Origin of the sequence: Calothrix sp. 336/3, from assembly GCF_000734895.2 — a bacterium.
In the GTDB taxonomy this organism is placed as follows: domain Bacteria; phylum Cyanobacteriota; class Cyanobacteriia; order Cyanobacteriales; family Nostocaceae; genus 336-3.
Genome location: NZ_CP011382.1, coordinates 2,903,027 through 2,924,298, shown reverse-complemented (window position 1 = coordinate 2,924,298; position 21,272 = coordinate 2,903,027). Strand labels below are relative to the sequence as shown.

Genomic DNA, 21,272 nt, shown 5'->3' with positions numbered 1-21,272 from the left:
ATATCTGGTAATTACTGAGAATTTCAGCCTCCATCATACCAGCAATGAATTGGTTAAGGATAGCATTTAAACTTCGCGGTTCAGTCATACTTTCCATTTACCCCCAAGTCATAATTTGTGGCTTATTTGGCGTTTGTATTTCCGTCCTTTATTATTTAAAACTACCTGTAGCTCAACCACTCTTTAGCACCGTGATTCCCAGTATTGTCCTGGGTTTATTACTCGTCTTTCGTACTAATACAGCCTATGATAGGTTCTGGGAGGGTAGAAAAGCTTGGGGAAATATAGTCAATACAATTCGCAACCTGGCAAGACAAATATGGGTATCAATTCCAGACAATACCCCAGAAGATAAAGTGCATAAAACAGAAGCACTAAAGTTATTAATTGCTTTTGCCGTATCCACAAAACTCCACTTAAGGGGAGAAGCCATCAATGAAGAAATTGCAGAATTAATCCCATCTTCCAAGTACCTCACACTGCAAAATATGAACAACCCACCCTTAGAAGTGGCATTTTGGATTAGTGATTACTTGCAAAATCAACATAGCCATAAATCTATTAATAGCCATCAGCTATCATCCATGCAAGAATTAGTCAATATATTAGTAGATAGCTTAGGTGGTTGTGAGCGGATTCTCAAAACTCCCATGCCCTTAGCCTATTCCATTCATCTCAAACAATTATTATTAATTTACTGCTTATTATTACCCTTTCAATTAGTTGATGGCTTAGGCTGGTTAACTGGTATATTTGTCGCCTTAATTAGCTTTACTTTATTTGGTATCGAAGCCATTGGCATAGAAATTGAAAACCCCTTTGGTTATGATGCCAATGATTTGCCCCTAGATGCCATTTGTACAACCATGAAACGGAATATTCAAGATTTGATGAGTCTTACCCCCACAGGGCGATAACTAGAAACTGTCAAGAGATAATTTAATTAGTCAGGGGAACCTTGCCAGGTGCGGATTTCCACACCTTACCCTAGGGTCAATATTTACGAATATGATTCTTAGGTAAATCATGGCGCGATCGCCGTTTCGGCGGAGCGTAGCTCTATCGCGAAGCGAACCGTAGGTTTATCGCCAATATGCAGACTTCTCCCCTAGAATCCTAACTAGGGCAACATTATGATAACTTTACCCAGAAACTATTTCCTCAAGATACCCTTGCAGGTAGATTAACTTTATACTTCTAAATTTCCGACTTTATAACCCAGCTTGACCGTGTATCTCTCAACTGCAAGATACAATAAATCAAGCATTGCTTCTAAAACACAAAAAACTATTATATATACAAACCAGTAGGAGAAGTGCAACGCATGGGCAAGGTAGTAGGCATCGACTTAGGGACAACAAACTCTGTAGTCGCCGTCATGGAGGGTGGCAAGCCGGTGGTTATTGCCAATGCGGAAGGTACGCGAACAACTCCCTCTGTAGTCGGTTTTAGCAAGGATGGAGAGCGCGTTGTAGGGCAGATGGCACGGCGACAAACAGTCCTCAACCCTCAAAACACATTTTTTGCCGTCAAGCGGTTTATGGGGCGGCGCTACGGGGAATTATCATCAGAATCAAAGCGAGTTCCCTATACTATTCGCAAGGATGAAATGGGTAATATTAAAATTGCCTGTCCTCGAATGAGTAAGGACTTTGCCCCGGAAGAACTTTCCGCGATGATTCTCAAAAAACTGACAGAAGATGCCAGTAAATATTTAGGTGAACCCGTCACCGGAGCAGTAATTACCGTACCTGCATATTTTAACGATTCCCAGCGCCAAGCCACTAGAGATGCAGGCAGAATCGCTGGATTAGAAGTATTACGAATTCTCAATGAACCTACCGCAGCATCCCTTGCCTATGGTTTAGATCGGGGAGAAACGGAAACTATCCTGGTGTTTGACTTGGGAGGGGGAACCTTTGACGTGTCCATCCTGGAAGTAGGGGATGGAGTCTTTGAGGTGAAATCCACCAGTGGAGATACCCAACTCGGCGGTAATGATTTTGACCGAAAAATAGTTGATTGGTTAGCAGAGCAGTTTTTAGAGACAGATGAAGTCGATTTGCGGCGCGATCGCCAAGCTTTACAAAGACTCATGGAAGCCGCAGAAAAGGCAAAAATCGAACTTTCTGCCGTTAGTGTGACTGACATTAATTTACCATTCATCACTGCCACAGAAGACGGTCCCAAGCACCTAGAAACTCGCCTCACCCGCTCCCAATTTGAGGGTTTATGTGACGATTTACTCGGTAGAGTTCGCTTACCAGTCAAACGCGCTCTCAAAGACGCTGGACTTTCTCCCAGTGACATCGACGAAGTAGTGTTAGTGGGTGGCTCCACCCGTATGCCCATGGTACAGCAATTAGTACGGGCAATGATTGGTCGTGACCCCAACCAAAACGTCAACCCCGATGAAGTTGTCGCAGTAGGTGCAGCAATTCAAGCAGGGATTCTCGCAGGAGATTTTAAAGATGTTCTCCTGTTAGATGTGACTCCCCTTTCCCTAGGATTAGAAACCATTGGGGGAGTGATGAAAAAACTTATCCCCCGCAACACCACCATCCCCGTACGTCGCTCCGATATTTTCTCTACCTCTGAAAATAATCAGAACACTGTGGAAATTAGTGTTGTGCAAGGGGAACGGGAAATGGCTGCTGACAACAAGTCCCTAGGACGATTTAAGCTCTATGGCATCCCCCCCGCACCCCGTGGTGTTCCTCAAATTCAGGTATCCTTTGATATCGATGCCAACGGTATATTACAGGTGACAGCCCTGGATAGAACCACCGGCAGAGAACAAAGTATAACTATCCAAGGCGCTTCTACCCTAAGCGAATCGGAAATTAAACGGGCAATTCAAGACGCGGAAAAATTTGCCAATCAAGACAGGGAACGCAAAGAGCGGGTAGAAAAACGCACACGCTCCGAAGCTTTGATTCTCCAAGGAGAAAGACAACTACGGGAAGTGGCGATCGAATTCGGAATGCAATTTGCCCGTAACCGTCGTCAGCGCATTGATAATATGAGTCGGGAGTTACGAGAAGCTTTACAAGCTAATGACGATCGCGGTATTGATCAATCCTATGCCGACCTGCAAGACGCTTTATCAGAACTGAGTCGAGAAGTCCGCGAGTACTACGCAGAAGAAGAAGACGACGATTTGTTTGGCGCTATCCGCGATATATTTACAGGTGGCGACAAGGATGACGACAAGTACCGCGATCGCGGTGATTATGGCAGCCGCGATTATGGTAGCCGGGACTATGGTAGCCGTGACTATAACAAAGACTACAACCGCGATGCTGGTAGCCGCGATTATGGTAGCCGAGATTATGGTAGTCGTGATTCTAGCAACCGCGATTATGGTAGCCGGGATTATGGTAGCCGTGACTCTAGCAACCGCGATTATGGTAGCCGAGATTATGGCAGTCGTGACTCTAGCAACCGCGATTACGACGACTACGACTATAACCGCAATACTAAGGATGCACCCAAGGAACCACCCTACGGCGATCGCAACAATGACAGCCGTGATTATGGTAGTAAAGATTATGGTCGAGGAAATCGCACTCCAGGAGGATTAGAAGGTAATCGTAACTCTTCGCGGAAACCCCGTCCCAGCTATCAAGACAACTGGGATGATGAAGATGATTGGTTATAAATTAGCCTGAGATAATTAATTTATAAAATTGGGCGGTAATTCCGCCCATCATTGCTTAAACCAGCCGACAATGAAAGTTGATAGGCAAAAAAGTTACATAAGTTACAGGAGTGAGAGCAAAAAAGCAGAAAGTCAGAATTAGGTAACAGCTAAAATTATTTTCAATGCGGAAATCAGATGTATTTCTGAGAAATTATTATTTACCACTCATCATCAAGAGTTAATTAATCATTAGATACAGAAACCTAACCTACCCTAGGTAAAACTCCAATCACCAGATATTAAATTCTCAAATCTCAAACTTAAACAATCGACTATGCAAAATGTGCGTAATTTTCGTGATTATTACGAAATTTTAGGAGTATCAAAGGACGCGACTAACGAAGAAATCAAAAAAGTATTTCGGAAGTTAGCAAGACAATACCATCCGGATGTCAATCCCGGTAACAAAGAAGCAGAAGATAAATTTAAAGATATCGGCGAAGCCTACGAAATCCTTTCAGATACCGCCAAGCGTGAGCAATACGACCAGTTTAGTCGATTTTGGCAACAAAAAGGCTTTAACAATCGCAAACAAGCCCAGCGAACCCCTGCCAATAAAGAAAATAATCGTAATCCCCAAGATATCGATCCCAGTCAATATAACGACTTTCAAAGCTTTATCAATCAAGTCATTGGAGTCAAAAACGGTACAACCCCTACAGAAAACAAAGACCCTTTTCGCTCCCCCAAAAGTCGCGTAGCTTATACCGTCGATCCTCGCAAACTCCGTCGAGACATTGAAGCTAGACTCACCCTACCCTTAGAAAAAGCTTATCAAGGGGGTGTAGAACGGATTCGTCTCGAAGATGGACGTAGTTTAGAAGTAAATATGCCCTCTGGGATGGTCACAGGGCAAACAATTCGTCTGCGTGACCAAGGAATTAATGGTGGAGATTTATACTTAAAAATTACCGTAGAGCCCCATCCGATTTTCAAAGTCGATGGCATTGATATTTACTGTCAAATACCCATTACCCCTAGTGAAGCAGTACTTGGAGGACAAGTAGAAGCCCCTACCCTCGATGGTTTAGTGAAAATGAATATTCCCCCCGGTGTGCGTTCTGGTCAAAAATTACGCCTCACAGGTAAGGGTTATCCCAATGAAAAGGGCAAGCGAGGCGACCAATTAGTAGAAATTCAGATAGTGACTCCGAAAAATATCAGTGGGCAAGAACGGGAACTATACGAAAAATTAAAACAAATAGAGACCTTTAAACCCCGCGCAGATTTATTCCCCTAACCTGAGTTGATGGCAAAAACTTGATACTTTCTATTCAAGACAATAACTGTGCTGGCAGGTCGAATCGAGGTGTAGTCAGTTTAAAATGTGAGAAAGACTGAACTGCAAGAGAAGAAGCCGTGAACCAGAACGGGGCAAAAGCGCAAAGCAGCGAATCTACATACTATACTCTGCTCGGACTGCATCCCTCAGCATCAGTAATCGATATTCGCCGTGCCTATCGGGATTTGAGTAAACTTTACCATCCTGACACCACAGAATTGCCAGGGGCGATCGCCAAGCGGAAATTTCAAGAAATCAACGAAGCTTACGCAACTCTCAGTAGCCCGGATAGAAGATTAAATTATGATTTAAAAATCGGTTATTCTCGCTTTGGTGTGATTCAAGCTCCACCAGACTTGCATCAACCCGTTTACACCTACGATATGTCAAAATCAGCTTATCTCGATGCCAGCGATCGCCCCCTATCACCAGGAGAAATTTTTGCCCTATTTATCATGGCAATCACAATTATTGGTTGCTTAGTACTGGCGATCGCGATCGCAGTTCTGCGAGGAGACTCCTGGCAACCCCAAACCGTATCATTTTACCTAGAAAAACTTTCATATTTTTTAGTGGGTAACGGGTAATAAACACTAGTACAGGGTGGCTAAAATAAACCACCTATTCCAAATTTCTCAAACACTTGCGGCAAAGTAATTACGAATTACGAATTACGAATTACGAATTCCGCGTAGCGGTACTAGTTGTTACTCCTACCCTTTCCCCCTGCTCTTGTTTACCTTTTTTCCTTCTCCCCCATGTCCCTACCTTCCCCCGAAACACCCCTATACAACCATCCTTTGCCAGAAATTGAGCAATGGTTAAAAAATCAAGGTTGTCAACAAGACGAACAACAATTACATTGCTGGAAAGTCAAACGTCCCACATGGGAAGCAGAACTCTGCTTAGATATTGAGCAAGTAGTTGTCAAATATCTTCAAGCAGCAGCTAACGGAGAAGATATTCAACGGGCTTTTAAATATTCTCTGAGCCGTAGAGATATTGAACAAGCAGTATTTTCTGGACCATAATCCACCCCTTTTAGAAATTCATAATTCATAATTCATAAATTATTAATCCCCACGGAGAGATCCGAGGGGTAGCACATCACCCAGAAACAAGCGGGTTGATTCAAGTTTGTTAAACCTTGCCAAATCTTCTATCGCGACACTGATAAGCAGATAAGGCGCGCATGAACTCCTGGCGGTTAAAATCGGGCCAAAGGGTATCAGTAATATAGATTTCAGAATAAGCCATTTGCCAAAGTAGGAAATTACTTAAACGCATTTCCCCACTTGTGCGAATTAGTAAATCTGGATCACAAGTGCCAGAAGTATAAAGATGTCGTTCAAACACACCCTCATCAATTTCATCTGGTTGGAGTAAACCCTGCTGAACTTTTTCGGCGATCGCCCGACAAGCTTGGAGAATTTCCTGTCTACCACCATAATTCGTGGCTACGGTAAAGCGAATTCCCCGATTATTTTGAGTTTCTTCCACGGAACGAGAAATTTCTGCCTGTAACGCTCCTGGTAATGCCTGCAAATTGCCGACAAACTTGATTTGCACATTTTCCTTGACCATTTCTCGCAATTCCTGGCGCAGGACTCGCTGAAACAGCGTCATCAAAAAATCTACCTCTTCTTGAGGTCTACCCCAATTCTCTGTGGAAAACGCATAGGCAGTTAATGCCTCAATTCCCCAATCTTTACAACAACGCAGTAAATCTTTTAAAGCATCTACCCCACGCTTATGACCCATAATTCGAGGTAAACCCTGACGTTTTGCCCATCGACCATTGCCATCCATAATTACCGCAACGTGTTTGGGCAAAAATTCTTTTTGTAAATCAGCAGGCAAATCTTGCAGTTGAGTTGTTTGTTGTGCTGTCATTTTTTATCTCGCGAAGCGGTCGATGGTAATCCGAGTAAACGTGAAACCATAAAAAGTGCCTTACCACGAATCTGCCGCCCCAAACTAAACAAACCAGGAGCCACAGCTTCCCGATCCACAGTGGGGGATAAACGAGCATCCAGAGATTCCTTCAGCTTCGTGACAGTCAATGGTCTATTTAGGGTTCCCCTTTCTGCTAGAGAAATAGAACCTGTTTCTTCTGATACAACGACACAAATACAATTTTCGACCCGCTCAGTAATTCCCATCGCCGCCCGGTGGCGTGTACCCAACTGGCGTGAGGCTGTGCGTCCCGATAGCGGTAAAATTATACCCGATGACACAATCCGTGAGCCACGTACTAAGGTTGCTCCGTCATGTAGCAAAGTTTTAGGCTGAAAAATCGTCTGAATTAGCTCCTTAGAAACTTCAGCATTTAACTTGACTCCAGGTACAGAAAAATCTCGCTCGTCAATTGGACCAGTAGTTTCAATAATCAATAAGGCACCAATGCGATTTTTAGAAAGTTCTTTGACCGCATCAACAATTTCATCAATCACGTTATCAGATTTGGGGATTACCAAATTGGATGGTTGAAACAATAGCCGAAATTCTCCTCGCCCTAATTGTTCTAAAAAGCGACGAAATTCAGACTGGAGAGCTACTGCCATTGCTACCGCACAACCAATCACCAACTTTTCTAACACAAAGTTGAGTAACTGCAACTGCAATCTACCACTAAGGGCAGAAGCCAGCATCAAAATAATAAATCCCCGCACCATCCATAATGTCCGACGCTCGCTAATTACAACCAAAATCATGTAAGTTAGCGCCAGTACTAAAATAATATCCAGAGTCTCAAGCAGTAAAGACTGTGACCTTCCTAGGTTTATCAGCCATTGCTTCCACCAATCTCCCATGACATCTGGTGTGAAATTGTGAAGTTATGAAGTGTGAAGGATGAAGTCTGAAGAAGTAGAGACATAAAGCAGCTGCTAGGAAGCAATCAATCAAGGGTGAAGATAGAAAAATCATGGTTCACTCCTGATTTACTTATAGCTGGGATGCTGTTTTTCATCCTTCATCCTTTACCCTTCATCCTTTTTTGAGTCTTTCCGGTAGACAATCTTGGCGAATTAAATCATCGTAGGTTTCCCGACGTAGAATTAAATTTGCTTCTGTGTTTCCTACCAAGACTGCTGCTGGTCGAGGCAAACGGTTATAGTTAGATGCCATACTGTAATTGTATGCACCGGTTGTCATGATGACGAGAATATCACCGGGTTCTGTTTTGGCAAGTTGGGCATTTTTAATTAACACATCTCCCGATTCACAATGCTTTCCGGCGATTGTAACAGTTTCGGTGATCGGTGCTGACATTTTGTTGGCAACGACCGTACGATACACAGATTGGTAAGTAATTGGACGGGGATTGTCAGACATTCCTCCATCTACTGCAATATAAGTACGAATTTCTGGTACTTCCTTTGATGAACCAATCGTATATGCTGTCACACAGGCATTGGCAACTAGCGATCGCCCTGGTTCACATAAAATTTTTGGTAAGGGTAAGTTTGCTAATTCACACTGTTGCTGAATGACTTCGCAAATGGGTTTGACCCATTCTTCAATGCTGGGTGGATCATCAGATTCAGTATAGGTAATCCCTAAACCGCCACCCACATTTACCTCCGTCAAATTTAAACCATAGCCAGCAGCTTGAGTTAACCACTGTACCATTAATGCGGCTAAATCTCGATGGGGTTGACGTTCAAATATTTGTGAACCAATGTGAGCATGAACTCCTGCACAATTGAGTACAGATTGTTGGCTGACAAAGGCAAATACTTCGTCTAAATCACCTGGATCGAAGCCAAATTTACTATCCAAGTGACCCGTACGAATATATTCATGGGTATGACAGTCAATACCAGGAGTTAAGCGCAACATAATCCTGATAGGTAGGGAAATTTCCCCGGAATTCTCCTGGGCTATTTGCACTAAGGTATTTAAATCATGCCAGTTATCAGCCATCACCGTACAACCAGCTTGGGCTGCATAGGTTAATTCCTGGCGAGATTTATTATTACCATGAAGATAAATTTTCTCTGGTTCTACCCCTGCTGTTAAGGCTGTGTGTAATTCACCACCAGATGCCACATCTATACCTAAGCCCTCGCTAGCAGCGATCGCGCAAATGGCTAGACAGTTCCATGCCTTGGAAGCATATAATACCTGAGATTCTCCAGGATAATATTTTTTAAAACTCTCACGATACTGCTCACAAGCTGCCCGTAGGGTGGCTTCATCTAAAATATATAATGGTGTTCCATACTGTGCCACCAAATTTTTCACATCACAACCACCAATTTCTAGATGATCGTGAAGATTCACTTTTGCCGTGAGGGGTAAAAGTTGCTGATTGGGTGAAGGGGTTGTTTGGGTACTGCTGATTTGCGGTAAATACTTACTACCAGAATCTTGAACCCCAGTCGGGTGAGTCGATACCATAGTGATAAAAATTGTCCTTGTTGAAAATTTACGAACCTCAAGCAAATCTGCCGATTCCCAGTTTACAAGGGGAGGCAACAATACCAATAAGTGTGAACAAATTTAATTTAGAACTCAAATCCTTGACAACTGAACATCTGAGTGATGTGCTAGAACTAGATCGAGCCTGTTTTGGCGGTCTTTGGACTCTAGAAGGCTATCAACGCGAATTGGATAGCCCCAACAGTGTTTTACTAGGTCTTTTCTCAGGAAGTGAGGGAAGTGAACTTTTAGCAATGGGCTGCTTCTGGTCTATTTTAGAAGAGGCACACATTACTATTTTGGCAGTTCATCCCCAATATCATCATCAAGGTTTGGGGCAAGCCTTACTGTATTTTCTGCTGAAGACTGCTCATGAATCTGGCTTAGAACGAGCAACTTTGGAAGTCAGGGCTTCTAACCTGGCAGCTATATCTTTATATCAAAAATTTGACTTCAAAACAGCTGGTACACGTCGGGGCTATTACCAGGATAATCAGGAAGATGCTCTTGTTCTGTGGCTTGGAGGTCTGCAATATCCCCAGTTCCCTCAGACTTTAGCAAGATGGTTTGCCATGGTTAGCGATCGCCTTCAGAAGTAACGACAACCAGCAACCAACAATCTATAAATATTCTTTCCTCCCACACCCCTTCTTCATATTCCTCCACTAATTTTAAATTTTATTTAACTTATCCTTTATCTTCTTGGTATAAAAAATAATCATTAAGTTCAATTACTTCTTGACAAAAGCTGTGTTTTCTAGTATATATTTTCCTTTGGGATTAATAATAAAATAACCGTAATTAGCTACTTCTAGCTGGTTATTAGTCTCCTAGAAGCTGTTAAAATCAAGCTCCTCAGTACACTGACCTGAAAAAAGTAATAAATATTTCCAGTCTGTCCCGTAAATCTGGGTGATGAAAGTTGGATGTTGATTTCTTTATACAAAGCATCCAACTGTTTTGCCTGTGCTAAAATCAGCGTACCGGCACGACGCAGGTGATGGGATAGATGCCATATGTTTGAACGCTTCACAGAAAAAGCCATTAAGGTAATCATGCTTGCCCAAGAAGAGGCACGCCGTCTTGGGCACAATTTTGTGGGTACCGAGCAGATCCTCTTGGGTCTGATTGGCGAAGGTACCGGAGTGGCGGCTAAGGTACTGAAATCCATGGGTGTCAATCTCAAGGATGCCAGGATCGAGGTAGAGAAAATCATAGGTCGAGGTTCAGGTTTTGTCGCGGTGGAAATTCCATTTACACCCAGGGCGAAACGGGTACTCGAACTATCCTTAGAAGAAGCACGCCAATTAGGGCATAACTACATTGGTACCGAGCATCTGTTGTTGGGCTTAATCCGAGAGGGCGAAGGTGTAGCAGCCAGAGTTCTAGAAAATCTCGGTGTAGATCTCTCGAAAGTGAGAACCCAAGTCATCCGGATGTTAGGGGAAACTGCCGAGGTAGGAGCGCCTGGTGCCCAATCGGGACGCAATAAAACTCCGACATTGGACGAATTCGGCTCAAATCTGACCCAAATGGCGGCAGATGGCAAGCTAGATCCAGTGGTGGGACGCGCCAAGGAGATTGAGCGGGTAATTCAGATTCTGGGACGACGCACGAAAAACAATCCAGTATTGATTGGGGAACCTGGTGTAGGTAAAACCGCGATCGCCGAAGGTTTGGCGACTCGAATTGCCACCAAAGATGTACCCGACATATTGGAAGATAAGCGTGTTGTCACCTTAGATATCGGTTTACTCGTAGCAGGAACCAAGTACCGGGGTGAATTTGAAGAACGCCTGAAGAAAATCATGGATGAGATTCGACAGGCAGGAAATGTAATTTTAGTAATCGACGAGGTACATACATTAATTGGTGCTGGTGCTGCGGAAGGGGCAATTGATGCGGCAAATATCCTCAAGCCAGCTTTGGCAAGGGGTGAACTGCAATGTATCGGTGCTACTACCCTCGATGAGTATCGCAAACACATCGAGCGTGATGCTGCCCTAGAGCGTCGTTTCCAGCCCGTGATGGTGGGTGAACCATCTGTAGATGAAACCATTGAAATTCTTTTTGGTCTGCGTGACCGTTACGAGCAACACCACAAGCTAAAAATTTCTGACGAAGCTTTGGTGGCTGCCGCGAAACTGTCCGACCGTTATATTAGCGATCGCTATCTCCCCGATAAAGCTATCGATTTAGTTGACGAAGCTGGTTCCCGCGTCCGCTTGATTAACTCCCAACTGCCTCCCGCAGCCAAGGAATTGGACAAAGAACTGCGGCAAATCCTAAAAGAAAAGGATGATGCTGTTCGTTCCCAAGACTTTGACAAAGCTGGGGAATTGCGTGATCGGGAAATGGAAATCAAAGCCGAAATCCGCGCCATCGCTCAGAGCAAAGGTTCCACCCGTGATGGAGACGAACCTGTTGTGAACGAGGAAGATATAGCCCACATTGTGGCTTCTTGGACAGGTGTGCCCGTTAACAAGCTCACCGAATCCGAATCCGAGAAACTGCTGCATATGGAAGATACCCTGCATCAGCGCCTCATCGGTCAAGAAGACGCTGTGAAAGCAGTTTCCCGCGCAATTCGTCGCGCTCGTGTCGGCTTGAAAAACCCCAACCGACCAATCGCTAGCTTCATCTTCTCTGGTCCTACCGGTGTAGGTAAAACAGAGTTGACAAAAGCCTTGGCTTCCTATTTCTTCGGTTCAGAAGAAGCGATGATTCGCTTAGATATGTCCGAATATATGGAACGTCATACCGTTTCCAAATTAATTGGTTCACCTCCAGGTTACGTTGGCTACAACGAAGGTGGGCAATTAACAGAAGCTGTACGCCGCAGACCTTACACAGTAGTGCTTTTTGACGAAATTGAAAAAGCGCACCCCGATGTGTTCAATATGCTGCTACAAATTTTGGAAGACGGTAGATTAACGGATGCGAAGGGTCGAACCGTAGACTTCAAGAACACCTTAATTATCTTAACCTCGAATATTGGTTCTAAGGTGATTGAGAAAGGTGGTGGTGGTATTGGTTTCGAGTTCTCAGAAGATGCGAGTGAGTCTCAATACAACCGTATTCGCTCTTTGGTGAACGAAGAACTGAAGAACTACTTCCGTCCTGAGTTTCTCAACCGTTTGGATGAAATCATTGTCTTCCGTCAGTTGAATAAGCAAGAGGTGACAGAAATCGCCGAAATTATGCTGAAGGAAGTCTTTGGACGCTTAACTGAAAAAGGTATTACTTTAGAAGTTAGCGATCGCTTCAAAGAGCGTCTCATCCAAGAGGGTTACAGTCCCGCATACGGTGCGAGACCTTTACGTCGAGCAATTATGCGTTTACTAGAAGATAGTCTAGCAGAGGAAATTCTCTCTGGTCGGATTAAAGATGGGGATACCGCTTTAGTTGACGTAGATGAGACTGGTAGTGTTGTCGTTCGTGGTGAACAGCGTCGAGAATTGCTGACTCCAGGAGCGGTGGAATAGATTTACCGATATATTCCCTGTTGACAATTTAGATTTATAAGACGGTAAAGGAGAAATTTCTTTACCGTTTTTTTATGATTTATGTTGTCGTTATCCTAGGGGCAAGTATAAGTATTCTGGTGATTGACACATCACAATTCTTGTCAAAATTCTCAAAAGCAGGAGTCTGGGTGAGATTTATCCGATTTGAATGTGATAAGATACAAAACTCTCTCATCCTTGCCATAGTTTGTTGATGTAATGACAGATTTTGCGGCAAAATCATCAAAGTATATATCTAGTTTTTAACTTAATTGATCACCCCTATGGCTTCTGAAGAAAAAGAAATTGGGTTATCGTCAGGAATCAAGCAAAGTGTGCGAGAAAATTTGCTGTTAGTGGCGATCGCTCTCTTTTTAGCTTTTATGATTCGTACCTTGATTGCAGAACCCCGGTTTATTCCCTCAGACTCAATGGTACCGACATTACATACTGGCGATCGCCTAGTTGTGGAAAAAGTATCCTACTATCTCCATTCACCAAAATATGGTGATATCGTTGTTTTTCAGCCTCCAGAAGCACTACAAAAACGCGGATATCCTAAAGACCAAGCATTTATTAAACGTATCATTGCTCAACCTGGTCAAACAATCAGTATTACTGATGGCAAAGTTTACCTTGATGGAAAAGCAATTAGTGAAAACTATATTGCAGAACCACCCGAATCTCCATTAGCTCCTGTGCGTGTTCCTGAAGATAATTTCTTTGTTATGGGTGACAATCGCAATGATAGTAATGACTCCCGTTATTGGGGATTCTTACCTCGAAAAAATGTGATTGGACGTGCGGTATTTCGTTTTTGGCCCCCCAACCGTTTCGGTTTAATTTAGTCGGCTAAAAAACACTGCAAATTCCGCTACGCAGTTTAATTTCTAGTCTAGGTCAAGAATTTAAAATCTTAGGTAATACATTAACTGAGCCAAAATATCACCTGGTAAATTTAATCGTTGTTGCAAGTCAACAATATTTTTAAAAGGTGCTAATTGGCGGTTTTCCAGCATAGCTGTTGCTAATTGAGCATCAATAAAGGGAACTTTAGCTAAAGCTTCAACACTAGCAGTATTGGGATTAATAGTAAATTTACTATGGTCTAAAACATCATCTTCGTAATAGCTGAAATCTAAAATCTGTTCTAAAGCTTGGAGACGAGGAGCAGATATACCTAAAGCTGCGGCAACATCTTCAATACAGTAATATTTGACACCACCACGAGAAAGCTCGACTAAAGTCCGTGCTTGATGGATAGATAAACCAGGAAGACGTAACCAATCATCTATAGTGGCTTGATTGGCATCAATACGAATACCCAATTGTACAGCGATCGCCACTTCTTCCAGAGATTGCAAACGATAATAGGGGTCATTGAGTAACTGAGAACGTAGTCTTTGCATTCTCAAGTTGAGGGAGGATGATAACCAATTGTGCTTCATAATGGTTAAGCCTAGGAAAATTTAGGAAATCTGGTCAAGGAGACTACGACGCTTCTGTTCAAATTCATATTCCGAGATTAATCCATCCTGACGCAGTGTATCTAACTCTCGTAAAGCATTGGCGATCGCTCCCACCTGATTCACCCCCGTGGACAAGTTCCTCACCACAGTCTGACCCAAATTAAAATTACGGTCAAAAGCTTCATCATCCTGTGTCAGATACCATACCCCCTCAATTGCACTTGCAACCTTAGGAATGGGAGTCCAAGACAGCAAAACATAGATAACACCCCAAAGAGGTTGTCCCAGATAGAATTTATGTAACCCAGAGATGGTTAAAGTTCCCGCAAAAGCTAAAACTGCGGCAACACTACGACTTTTACGCTTCTGCAACATAAGCTGAATAATTCACCACTAATATATTTCCTACGGTAAAACAGTTATAGTCGCAAAACACCCAAATAACTGCAATAGTCAAGTGTTGAAATCCCGGTAGGAAACTCTACCTGAACCGTAGTTTGTTTTCTAGATAGACTCCCTACACTAAAATAAGGTTAGGGCAATAAAGTATTTTAGATAAGTTCTGAGTGCCACGGCTCAGGTAATTATAAACACTATGGGATTCTTTGATTCTGAAATAGTTCAACAAGAAGCAAAACAGCTATTTGAAGATTACCAAGCGCTGATTAATCTGGGAAATAGCTATGGTAAATTTGACCGTGAAGGGAAAAAACTGTTTATTGAGCAGATGGAAAGGATGATGGATCGCTATAACATCTTTATGAAACGCTTTGAGCTATCAGAAGATTTTATGGCACAGATGACCGTCCAGCAATTAAAAACTCAGCTAGGTCAGTTCGGGATGACTCCCCAGCAAATGTTTGACCAAATGAATATGACTCTGCAACGGATGAAAGCAGAAATTGAAAAACAGTCTTAGTTTTGACACTTCCCCCTGCAAGGGTGAAGATTCTTCATTCATAGACCCAACTTGCTCATACAGGATTTCTCCCTTAGGGGTTCTTCAGTCACTACAACGGGAGGAACCCCAACACCATGCTGACTCACCAGCAAAAGTAGAGGTCGAATCTCCTGTTCACCCTTGAGGTTCCTGAAGGGTAGCGTTCGGGTTTTTGACCCAAGTTTCCGTATGGCTTACAGTACTCAAGGAGCATTTGAGAATATTGAAATTTCTCCCCACAGCAGTGTCAAATAAACAGTATTCACCATTAATAATTTTCAAGCTAGTAATTTTCTGATCATACTGTTGGCTTGAGACTCGTAACTACCACCAAATAAATTAAAGTGGTTGATAATGTGATACAGATTATACAAAGTTTTGCGCCGACTATAACCTGCATCTAGGGGATAAACTTTCTCATAACCCTGATAAAAAGCTGTAGGGAAACCACCAAATAATTCTGTCATGGCAATATCGACTTCTCTGTCACCGTAATAAGTTGCAGGGTCAAAAATTACAGGTTCCCCATCCACAGTACACCCAGCATTCCCTCCCCACAAATCTCCGTGAACTAGGGAAGGTTCCACTTCATGTCCTGCCAACAGTTCGGGAATCGCCATCAACAACTCCTCTGACTGGGGAAAATACCCACCCCGTCGCCGAGCCAGTTGGAATTGATACCCTAGACGATGGTGAGTATAAAACTCACTCCAGCTAGCTGTCCAGGTATTGATTTGTGGTGTAGAGCCAATGGTATTCGGAATATTCCAACCAAAATCCTTACTACTGTTAATTTTGTGCATTGCAGCCAATTTTTGCCCCATTTCCTGCCACGATTTGCCATTACTACCTCCCATCTCTAGCCACTCTAAAACTATGTAGCACGAGTTACCAGCCACTCCCGTACAGATAGGTTGGGGAACGCGGATTGTCTGAGTATCATACATCTGCTGTAAACCCAGGGATTCCGCTTCAAACATAGCGATTTGCGTAGCTTGGTTAAGCTTGACAAAATAGGTGCGATCGCCATCAGAAATACAATAGCCTTGGTTAATACAACCCCCACCAACAGTCCGACGTTGGGAAGATTGAAATTTTTCACCTGTAGCTTGGCTAATTTGGCAATCGATATCAGTCCACATGGAAAAGGTAGGGAAAGGGGGACAGGGGGATAGGGGGATAGGGGGGATAAGGGGAAGATATCCCTCAAATTAACCTTGACAGTGTACTATGAGCTATTTTGGCTTGACTGTTACTACACCATAAGCATCGGGTGAGAGGTAGGTTTTAGCAGCTTGCATTAAATCATCTGGTTCCTGGGATTGGATGTATTGGGGATAGTGGAAAGCAGGTTCTAAGTCACCCACAACCGCATGATAGTAACCATACAAACCAGAGCGATCGCTAGGTGTTTCATTACCAAAAATAAATCTATTTGCTACCCGTTTTCGTACACGGTCAATCTCAGTTTTTGTGACATATTCGCTGTGGAGTTTACGGATATGCTCGGCGATCGCTGCTTCCACAATTCCTAAATTTTCCGTCGCACACTGGGCAGAAATATAAAACGTCCCTTGTAACTTATTCGTGATATTGCTCACAGAAATATGGGAAGCAATTCCCCTCTCTTCTCGTAAATCTCTGACTAAGCGAGACGTGCGTCCATGTCCTAAAATCCCTGCCAACACATCCAAGGGATAACTATTTTCTACATCCGTTAACCCAGGAACTCGCCACACCATCACTATTCGGGCTTGCTGTAAACTATCATCTGTATATTCTTGGCGAACAATTTCTGTAAATGCTGGCTCCAGAGTCAATGCTGGCTTTTGGCTGCTAACTGTTGTCTGTTGATGCTCCTGGAAACTGGCAGCAATAATTTCCACTAATTCCTCTTCCGGTAAATTCCCCACAGCAACAGCAGTCATACATCTGGGTGTATACCAAGTACTATGAAAATCTCGCATTTGTTGAGGTACGAGATGGGAAATCACCTCTTCTGGTCCCAAAACCGGACGACGATAGGGTAAATAACTAAAAGCTGTTTCCATTGCCCGCCGATACACCCGTCGCCTGGGATTATCTTCTGAACGCTTAATCTCTTCCAAGACCACCATTCTCTCACGCTCAAAGGCATCATCGGCAATCATGGCACGAGTTACCACTTCCACTTGCAAAGGCGCTAGTTCGGCAAAATCCTGGGGTGCAGTCGTAATGTAGTAGTGGGTATAATCCTGGCTGGTAGCAGCATTTGTCACCGCACCCCGCTCCTCAATCCGTCGTTCAAATTCACCACTAGCAAGCTTTTCCGTTCCCTTGAAAATCATATGCTCTAAAAAATGAGCCATACCGTTAATCTCATCTGGTTCAACAGCAGAACCAACATTAACCCACAGATTCAGGTTCACTGCTTCTGTGGGCATTCGTTCAACAATAATTGTCAAACCGTTAGGCAACTGGTGTAGCTGGGGTGCATTGAGACGAGGAAATTTTAGCAGGGTAGAGGTCATGGGTAATTACGAGTGATTTCAGTCCCTGCTAAGGATTATGACACATAAAAGTTGTGGGCACCTGACTTACCATAGCTGGCAAATCGGGCAGGGAATCATCTGGATTTTGGTCGGGGGAATCGAGATGGGGGCTTGAAGCTCTCCGCAGGAACACCCTTAAGCGCTCGATTCATAAAATCGCGCCAAATCGGAGCCACCATTGTACCTCCCGTCGCTCCACTAGCTAATTGTCTGTTGTCGTCCCTACCAACCCAAACCGCAGTAGTCAACTGGGGAACAGTTCCCACAAACCAAATATCTTTCTCCGAGGAAGTAGTACCGGTTTTACCAGCTGCGGGACGACCGATCGCCGCGTTTTTCCCTGTTCCTTCATTAATTACTGCCCGCATAATATCTATCGTGGCAGCCGATGCCCAAGGATCCAGGACTTGCTGGGGTTTTGGTGTATTATCTAGCAGCACATTCCCACTGCTATCAGTTACACGCATGATAATTGTCGTTGGGGATTGCCAACCGTAATTAGCAAAAGTTGCGTAGGCGCTTGCCATTTCCAAGGGAGTCACACCGATCGCCCCCAGGGGAAGGGAAGTCACTGGCTCCATCGGACTCATAATACCTAGAGTACGGGAAGTCTCCACAACCTTGTTCATTCCCACTGCCTTACCTAGTTTAATTACTGGTATGTTTCGTGACTGAGCTAAGGCTGTACGGATGGACATGGCTCCCGCATAGCCGCCATCATAGTTTCTGGGATAATACCAACCACTGCCATCTCGATACCTGACAGGAGAATCTATCACTGTGCTAGATGGAGCATATTTACCAGTTGCAAAAGCAGCATAATAGACAAAAGGTTTAAAAGCTGAACCTGGTTGTCGCAGTGCTTGGGTGGCGCGGTTAAATTCACTGGTTTTCGAGTCTACACCACCGACTAAAGCCTTGATGTAGTGGGTACGGGGGTCGATCGCCACTAATGCCATTTGGTTACGACGTAATCCTTGACTCAGTAGTCGATTATGCCATTTAGCTACAGTCTCCTCTGCCATCCGTTGAAAATCCGTGTCAACGGTTGTTTGGACGCGCATTCCTCCCTTGAGTAGGGCTTCACGACCAAATTTTCTCGCCAACTCCGCAGCTACAGTATTTGTGACGTAGGGTAAAGCACTACCTTGAAAGGAGCGAATTTTACCTAGCTTGATTTTTTCCTGAAGGGCTTTATCATACTCCTGTTGAGTAATCCAACCTAAAGTCAGCATCCGTCCCAAGACTTCCTTTTGTTGGTACTTGGCTTTCTTCATACTGACAAAAGGACTATATTGCTCTGGAGCCTGGATTAACCCAGCCATCATTGCCGATTCTGCGAGGGTTAAATTCTCCACAGACTTATTAAAATAGCTCCGGGCAGCAGTTTGTACACCGTAGTTGTTATGTCCCCAATAAACTTGATTGAGGTACATTTCTAAAATTTGGTCTTTAGTCAGTATTTGTTCTAAACGAATTGCCAGAACTGCTTCAGCAATTTTCCTTGTGACTTCCCGTCTGCGAGATAAAAACAGGTTTTTCACCAATTGCATGGTGACGGTGGAACCACCCTCCCTTACCCCACCAGCTGACCAGTTGGTAAGTACTGCTCGTCCTACCCCTTTGGGGTTAATACCATGGTGATAGTAAAAGTCAGCGTCTTCGCTTGCTAGTACTGCTCGTTTTAATTCCGGAGAAATTCGATCTAGGGAGACAACTTCCCGATTAGCTTCACCGTGGATACTGGTCAGTAATTTACCTTTTACATCATAGATATAGGTTGTTTCTGAGGGAAAGAAGTTACGCAGGGTTCTGACATCTGGCAAGTTACGGAAGCTAATGGCTAAACCCACTAAACCTCCGGCAACAATAGAACTTGTCAGCATGGTGACAGATAACAGGGTACCACCGGCTACCTGACCGACTCCTTTTAAAAATTCAAAACCAGATGAAGCTTTTTCGGGACGCTTCTCTTCATAAGTCCTAGACGACGACACGGCTTTCTCACTTCCTCACTTGGTAAGTACAACTATAGTTTTTTTGGCGAAGCAAGGCGGTTAATTTTTTGCAATTATATTAGTCTGGCAGATGAAAGATGAAATTAATTATCCGTGATTATCAACAACTCTACTCGCACAGTGAAAAACATAGATACAAGTCAATCGACCATGGCACAGGATTTTTCTTGGTTACATCGGGGTATAGTCGAAATTTTCCCACAACCTTCTGATTCTGAGACAGAAATTGTGAGTCTGGAAAAACGTCTGACCACTACAGACCGTCCCCTGAGAGTCAAGTTTGGCATTGATCCCACCGGTGCGGATATCCATTTAGGTCATAGCATACCCGTGAGGAAACTGCGAGCTTTTCAAGATGCTGGTCATACGGCAGTCCTAATTATTGGTGATTTTACAGCACGAATTGGTGACCCCACAGGAAAATCAGAAACTCGCCGGCAACTGACAGAAACAGAAGTGGCACAAAATGCCCAAACTTATTTAGAGCAGGTACGACCAATTCTTGATTTTGATACCCCTGGACGTTTGGAGGTGCGCTATAACTCCGAGTGGTTGTCAAAACTAGATTTAGGGAAAATTTTGCAGTTGCTTTCTACCATGACGGTGGGGCAAATGTTGGCAAAGGAGGGATTTGCCGAAAGATACAAAAAGGAAAATCCAATTTTTATCCATGAGTTCATGTATCCTTTGATGCAGGGCTATGATTCCGTAGCGGTAGAGGCGGATGTGGAATTAGGCGGTACTGACCAGAAATTTAACTTGCTTGTGGGACGAGATTTACAACGCTATTTTGGTCAAAATCCTCAGTATTGCTTGTTAATGCCGATTCTAATTGGCACGGATGGGGTGCAAAAAATGTCTAAGTCTCTGGATAATTACGTAGCTCTATCGGAACACCCATTTAAAAAATACCAAAAGTTACAGGGTACACCGGATCATCTCCTAGAAAGTTATTTCGAGTTGCTGACGGATTTATCCTTGGATAAGTTGCCAGAAAACCCCCGCGATCGCCAGGTTCTTTTAGCTAAGGAAATTGTCCGTCAATACCATGGGCAAAAGGGTATCACAGAAATCGAAAAGGGGGAAATGCCTGAATTTTCCCTGGCAAATATCGAATTTCCTGCAAAACTGACAGCGATTTTGAGTAAAACTGGTTTAGCTGCTAGTAATTCGGAAGCTAGACGCAAAATTCAAGAAGGTGGGGTGCGTTTAGATGGCGATCGCGTCACCGATATTGAAACAACTTTTTCTCAAGCTAGTGATTTACAAGCACGAGTTTTGCAACTAGGCAAAAATAAGTTTGTCAGACTTGTGGGTAATGAGTAATGAGTAATGAGTGATGAGTAACGGGTAATGGGTGAGATAAAAAAACCTATTCCCTACTCCCTCCTTTTCCCC

18 protein-coding genes are annotated in these 21,272 nt (G+C 43.6%); 10 read left to right on the top strand and 8 right to left on the bottom strand.

The features are described 5' to 3' along the window. Positions 1–44 precede the first annotated feature (44 nt). The 5 genes from IJ00_RS12325 (at position 45) to IJ00_RS12305 (ending at position 6,016) form a co-directional block, all read left to right on the top strand. A complete protein-coding gene (locus tag IJ00_RS12325) occupies positions 45–917 on the top strand; it encodes a bestrophin family protein (protein WP_035153466.1) in 873 nt (290 codons plus the stop codon). A gap of 407 nt (positions 918–1,324) precedes the next feature. Then, on the top strand, positions 1,325–3,661 hold the full coding sequence (gene dnaK, locus IJ00_RS12320; RefSeq protein WP_035153465.1) for a molecular chaperone DnaK: 2,337 nt from the start codon (positions 1,325–1,327) through the stop codon (positions 3,659–3,661). A 316-nt stretch (positions 3,662–3,977) separates the two neighbouring features. After that, entirely contained in the window at positions 3,978–4,943 is a 966-nt protein-coding gene (locus tag IJ00_RS12315) for a DnaJ C-terminal domain-containing protein (protein WP_035153462.1), read from the top strand. A gap of 119 nt (positions 4,944–5,062) precedes the next feature. Next, on the top strand, positions 5,063–5,572 hold the full coding sequence (locus tag IJ00_RS12310) for a J domain-containing protein (protein WP_035153460.1): 510 nt from the start codon (positions 5,063–5,065) through the stop codon (positions 5,570–5,572). A 171-nt stretch (positions 5,573–5,743) separates the two neighbouring features. Then, entirely contained in the window at positions 5,744–6,016 is a 273-nt protein-coding gene (locus IJ00_RS12305) for a DUF3143 domain-containing protein (RefSeq protein WP_035158954.1), read from the top strand. 109 nt (positions 6,017–6,125) lie between these two features. Here the strand turns inward: IJ00_RS12305 and IJ00_RS12300 are convergent, their stop codons facing one another. From IJ00_RS12300 to lysA, 3 genes are all read right to left on the bottom strand, one after another. Further along, complete coding sequence (locus IJ00_RS12300; protein WP_035153458.1) at positions 6,126–6,878, bottom strand: isoprenyl transferase; 753 nt, start codon at positions 6,876–6,878, stop codon at positions 6,126–6,128. Beyond that, positions 6,875–7,798, bottom strand: coding sequence for a diadenylate cyclase CdaA (cdaA, locus tag IJ00_RS12295; protein ID WP_035153456.1), 924 nt, complete (start codon positions 7,796–7,798; stop codon positions 6,875–6,877). The genes IJ00_RS12300 and cdaA overlap by 4 nt, the downstream gene beginning before the upstream one ends. 175 nt (positions 7,799–7,973) lie before the next feature. Continuing rightward, a complete protein-coding gene (gene lysA / locus IJ00_RS12290; protein WP_035153453.1) occupies positions 7,974–9,389 on the bottom strand; it encodes a diaminopimelate decarboxylase in 1,416 nt (471 codons plus the stop codon). Between the two features lie 92 nt (positions 9,390–9,481). Between lysA and rimI the strand changes: the two genes are divergently transcribed. The 3 genes from rimI (at position 9,482) to lepB (ending at position 13,764) form a co-directional block, all read left to right on the top strand. Continuing rightward, the gene (gene rimI, locus IJ00_RS12285) at positions 9,482–10,009 is read left to right on the top strand and encodes a ribosomal protein S18-alanine N-acetyltransferase (RefSeq protein ID WP_035158952.1); all 528 of its coding nucleotides are present in this window, start codon (positions 9,482–9,484) and stop codon (positions 10,007–10,009) included. A 417-nt stretch (positions 10,010–10,426) separates the two neighbouring features. Next, the gene (locus tag IJ00_RS12280) at positions 10,427–12,895 is read left to right on the top strand and encodes an ATP-dependent Clp protease ATP-binding subunit (RefSeq protein ID WP_035153450.1); all 2,469 of its coding nucleotides are present in this window, start codon (positions 10,427–10,429) and stop codon (positions 12,893–12,895) included. Between the two features lie 305 nt (positions 12,896–13,200). Next, positions 13,201–13,764, top strand: a complete 564-nt coding sequence (gene lepB / locus IJ00_RS12275; RefSeq protein WP_082127441.1) for a signal peptidase I — start codon at positions 13,201–13,203, stop codon at positions 13,762–13,764. Between the two features lie 60 nt (positions 13,765–13,824). Here lepB and IJ00_RS12270 read toward each other — a convergent pair whose 3' ends face one another. Then, positions 13,825–14,364 (bottom strand): ComEA family DNA-binding protein, encoded by a 540-nt coding sequence (locus IJ00_RS12270; RefSeq protein WP_035153448.1) that lies wholly within the window; start codon positions 14,362–14,364, stop codon positions 13,825–13,827. 21 nt (positions 14,365–14,385) lie between these two features. Next, a complete protein-coding gene (locus IJ00_RS12265; RefSeq protein ID WP_035153446.1) occupies positions 14,386–14,760 on the bottom strand; it encodes an NINE protein in 375 nt (124 codons plus the stop codon). 220 nt (positions 14,761–14,980) lie between these two features. Here IJ00_RS12265 and IJ00_RS12260 point away from each other — a divergent pair, with 220 nt between their 5' ends. Next, on the top strand, positions 14,981–15,304 hold the full coding sequence (locus IJ00_RS12260) for a DUF1825 family protein (protein ID WP_035153444.1): 324 nt from the start codon (positions 14,981–14,983) through the stop codon (positions 15,302–15,304). Positions 15,305–15,603: 299 nt separating this feature from the next. Here the strand turns inward: IJ00_RS12260 and IJ00_RS12255 are convergent, their stop codons facing one another. From IJ00_RS12255 to IJ00_RS12245, 3 genes are all read right to left on the bottom strand, one after another. Next, positions 15,604–16,467 carry a fructosamine kinase family protein gene (locus IJ00_RS12255; RefSeq protein ID WP_035153442.1) on the bottom strand — a complete coding sequence of 288 codons (864 nt, stop codon included), beginning with the start codon at positions 16,465–16,467 and terminating at the stop codon, positions 15,604–15,606. 93 nt (positions 16,468–16,560) lie between these two features. Then, positions 16,561–17,835, bottom strand: a complete 1,275-nt coding sequence (locus IJ00_RS12250; RefSeq protein WP_035153439.1) for a pitrilysin family protein — start codon at positions 17,833–17,835, stop codon at positions 16,561–16,563. Between the two features lie 95 nt (positions 17,836–17,930). Further along, entirely contained in the window at positions 17,931–19,853 is a 1,923-nt protein-coding gene (locus IJ00_RS12245) for a transglycosylase domain-containing protein (protein ID WP_035153435.1), read from the bottom strand. Between the two features lie 171 nt (positions 19,854–20,024). Between IJ00_RS12245 and tyrS the strand changes: the two genes are divergently transcribed. Next, entirely contained in the window at positions 20,025–21,200 is a 1,176-nt protein-coding gene (gene tyrS / locus IJ00_RS12240; protein ID WP_035153434.1) for a tyrosine--tRNA ligase, read from the top strand. Positions 21,201–21,272 lie beyond the last annotated feature (72 nt).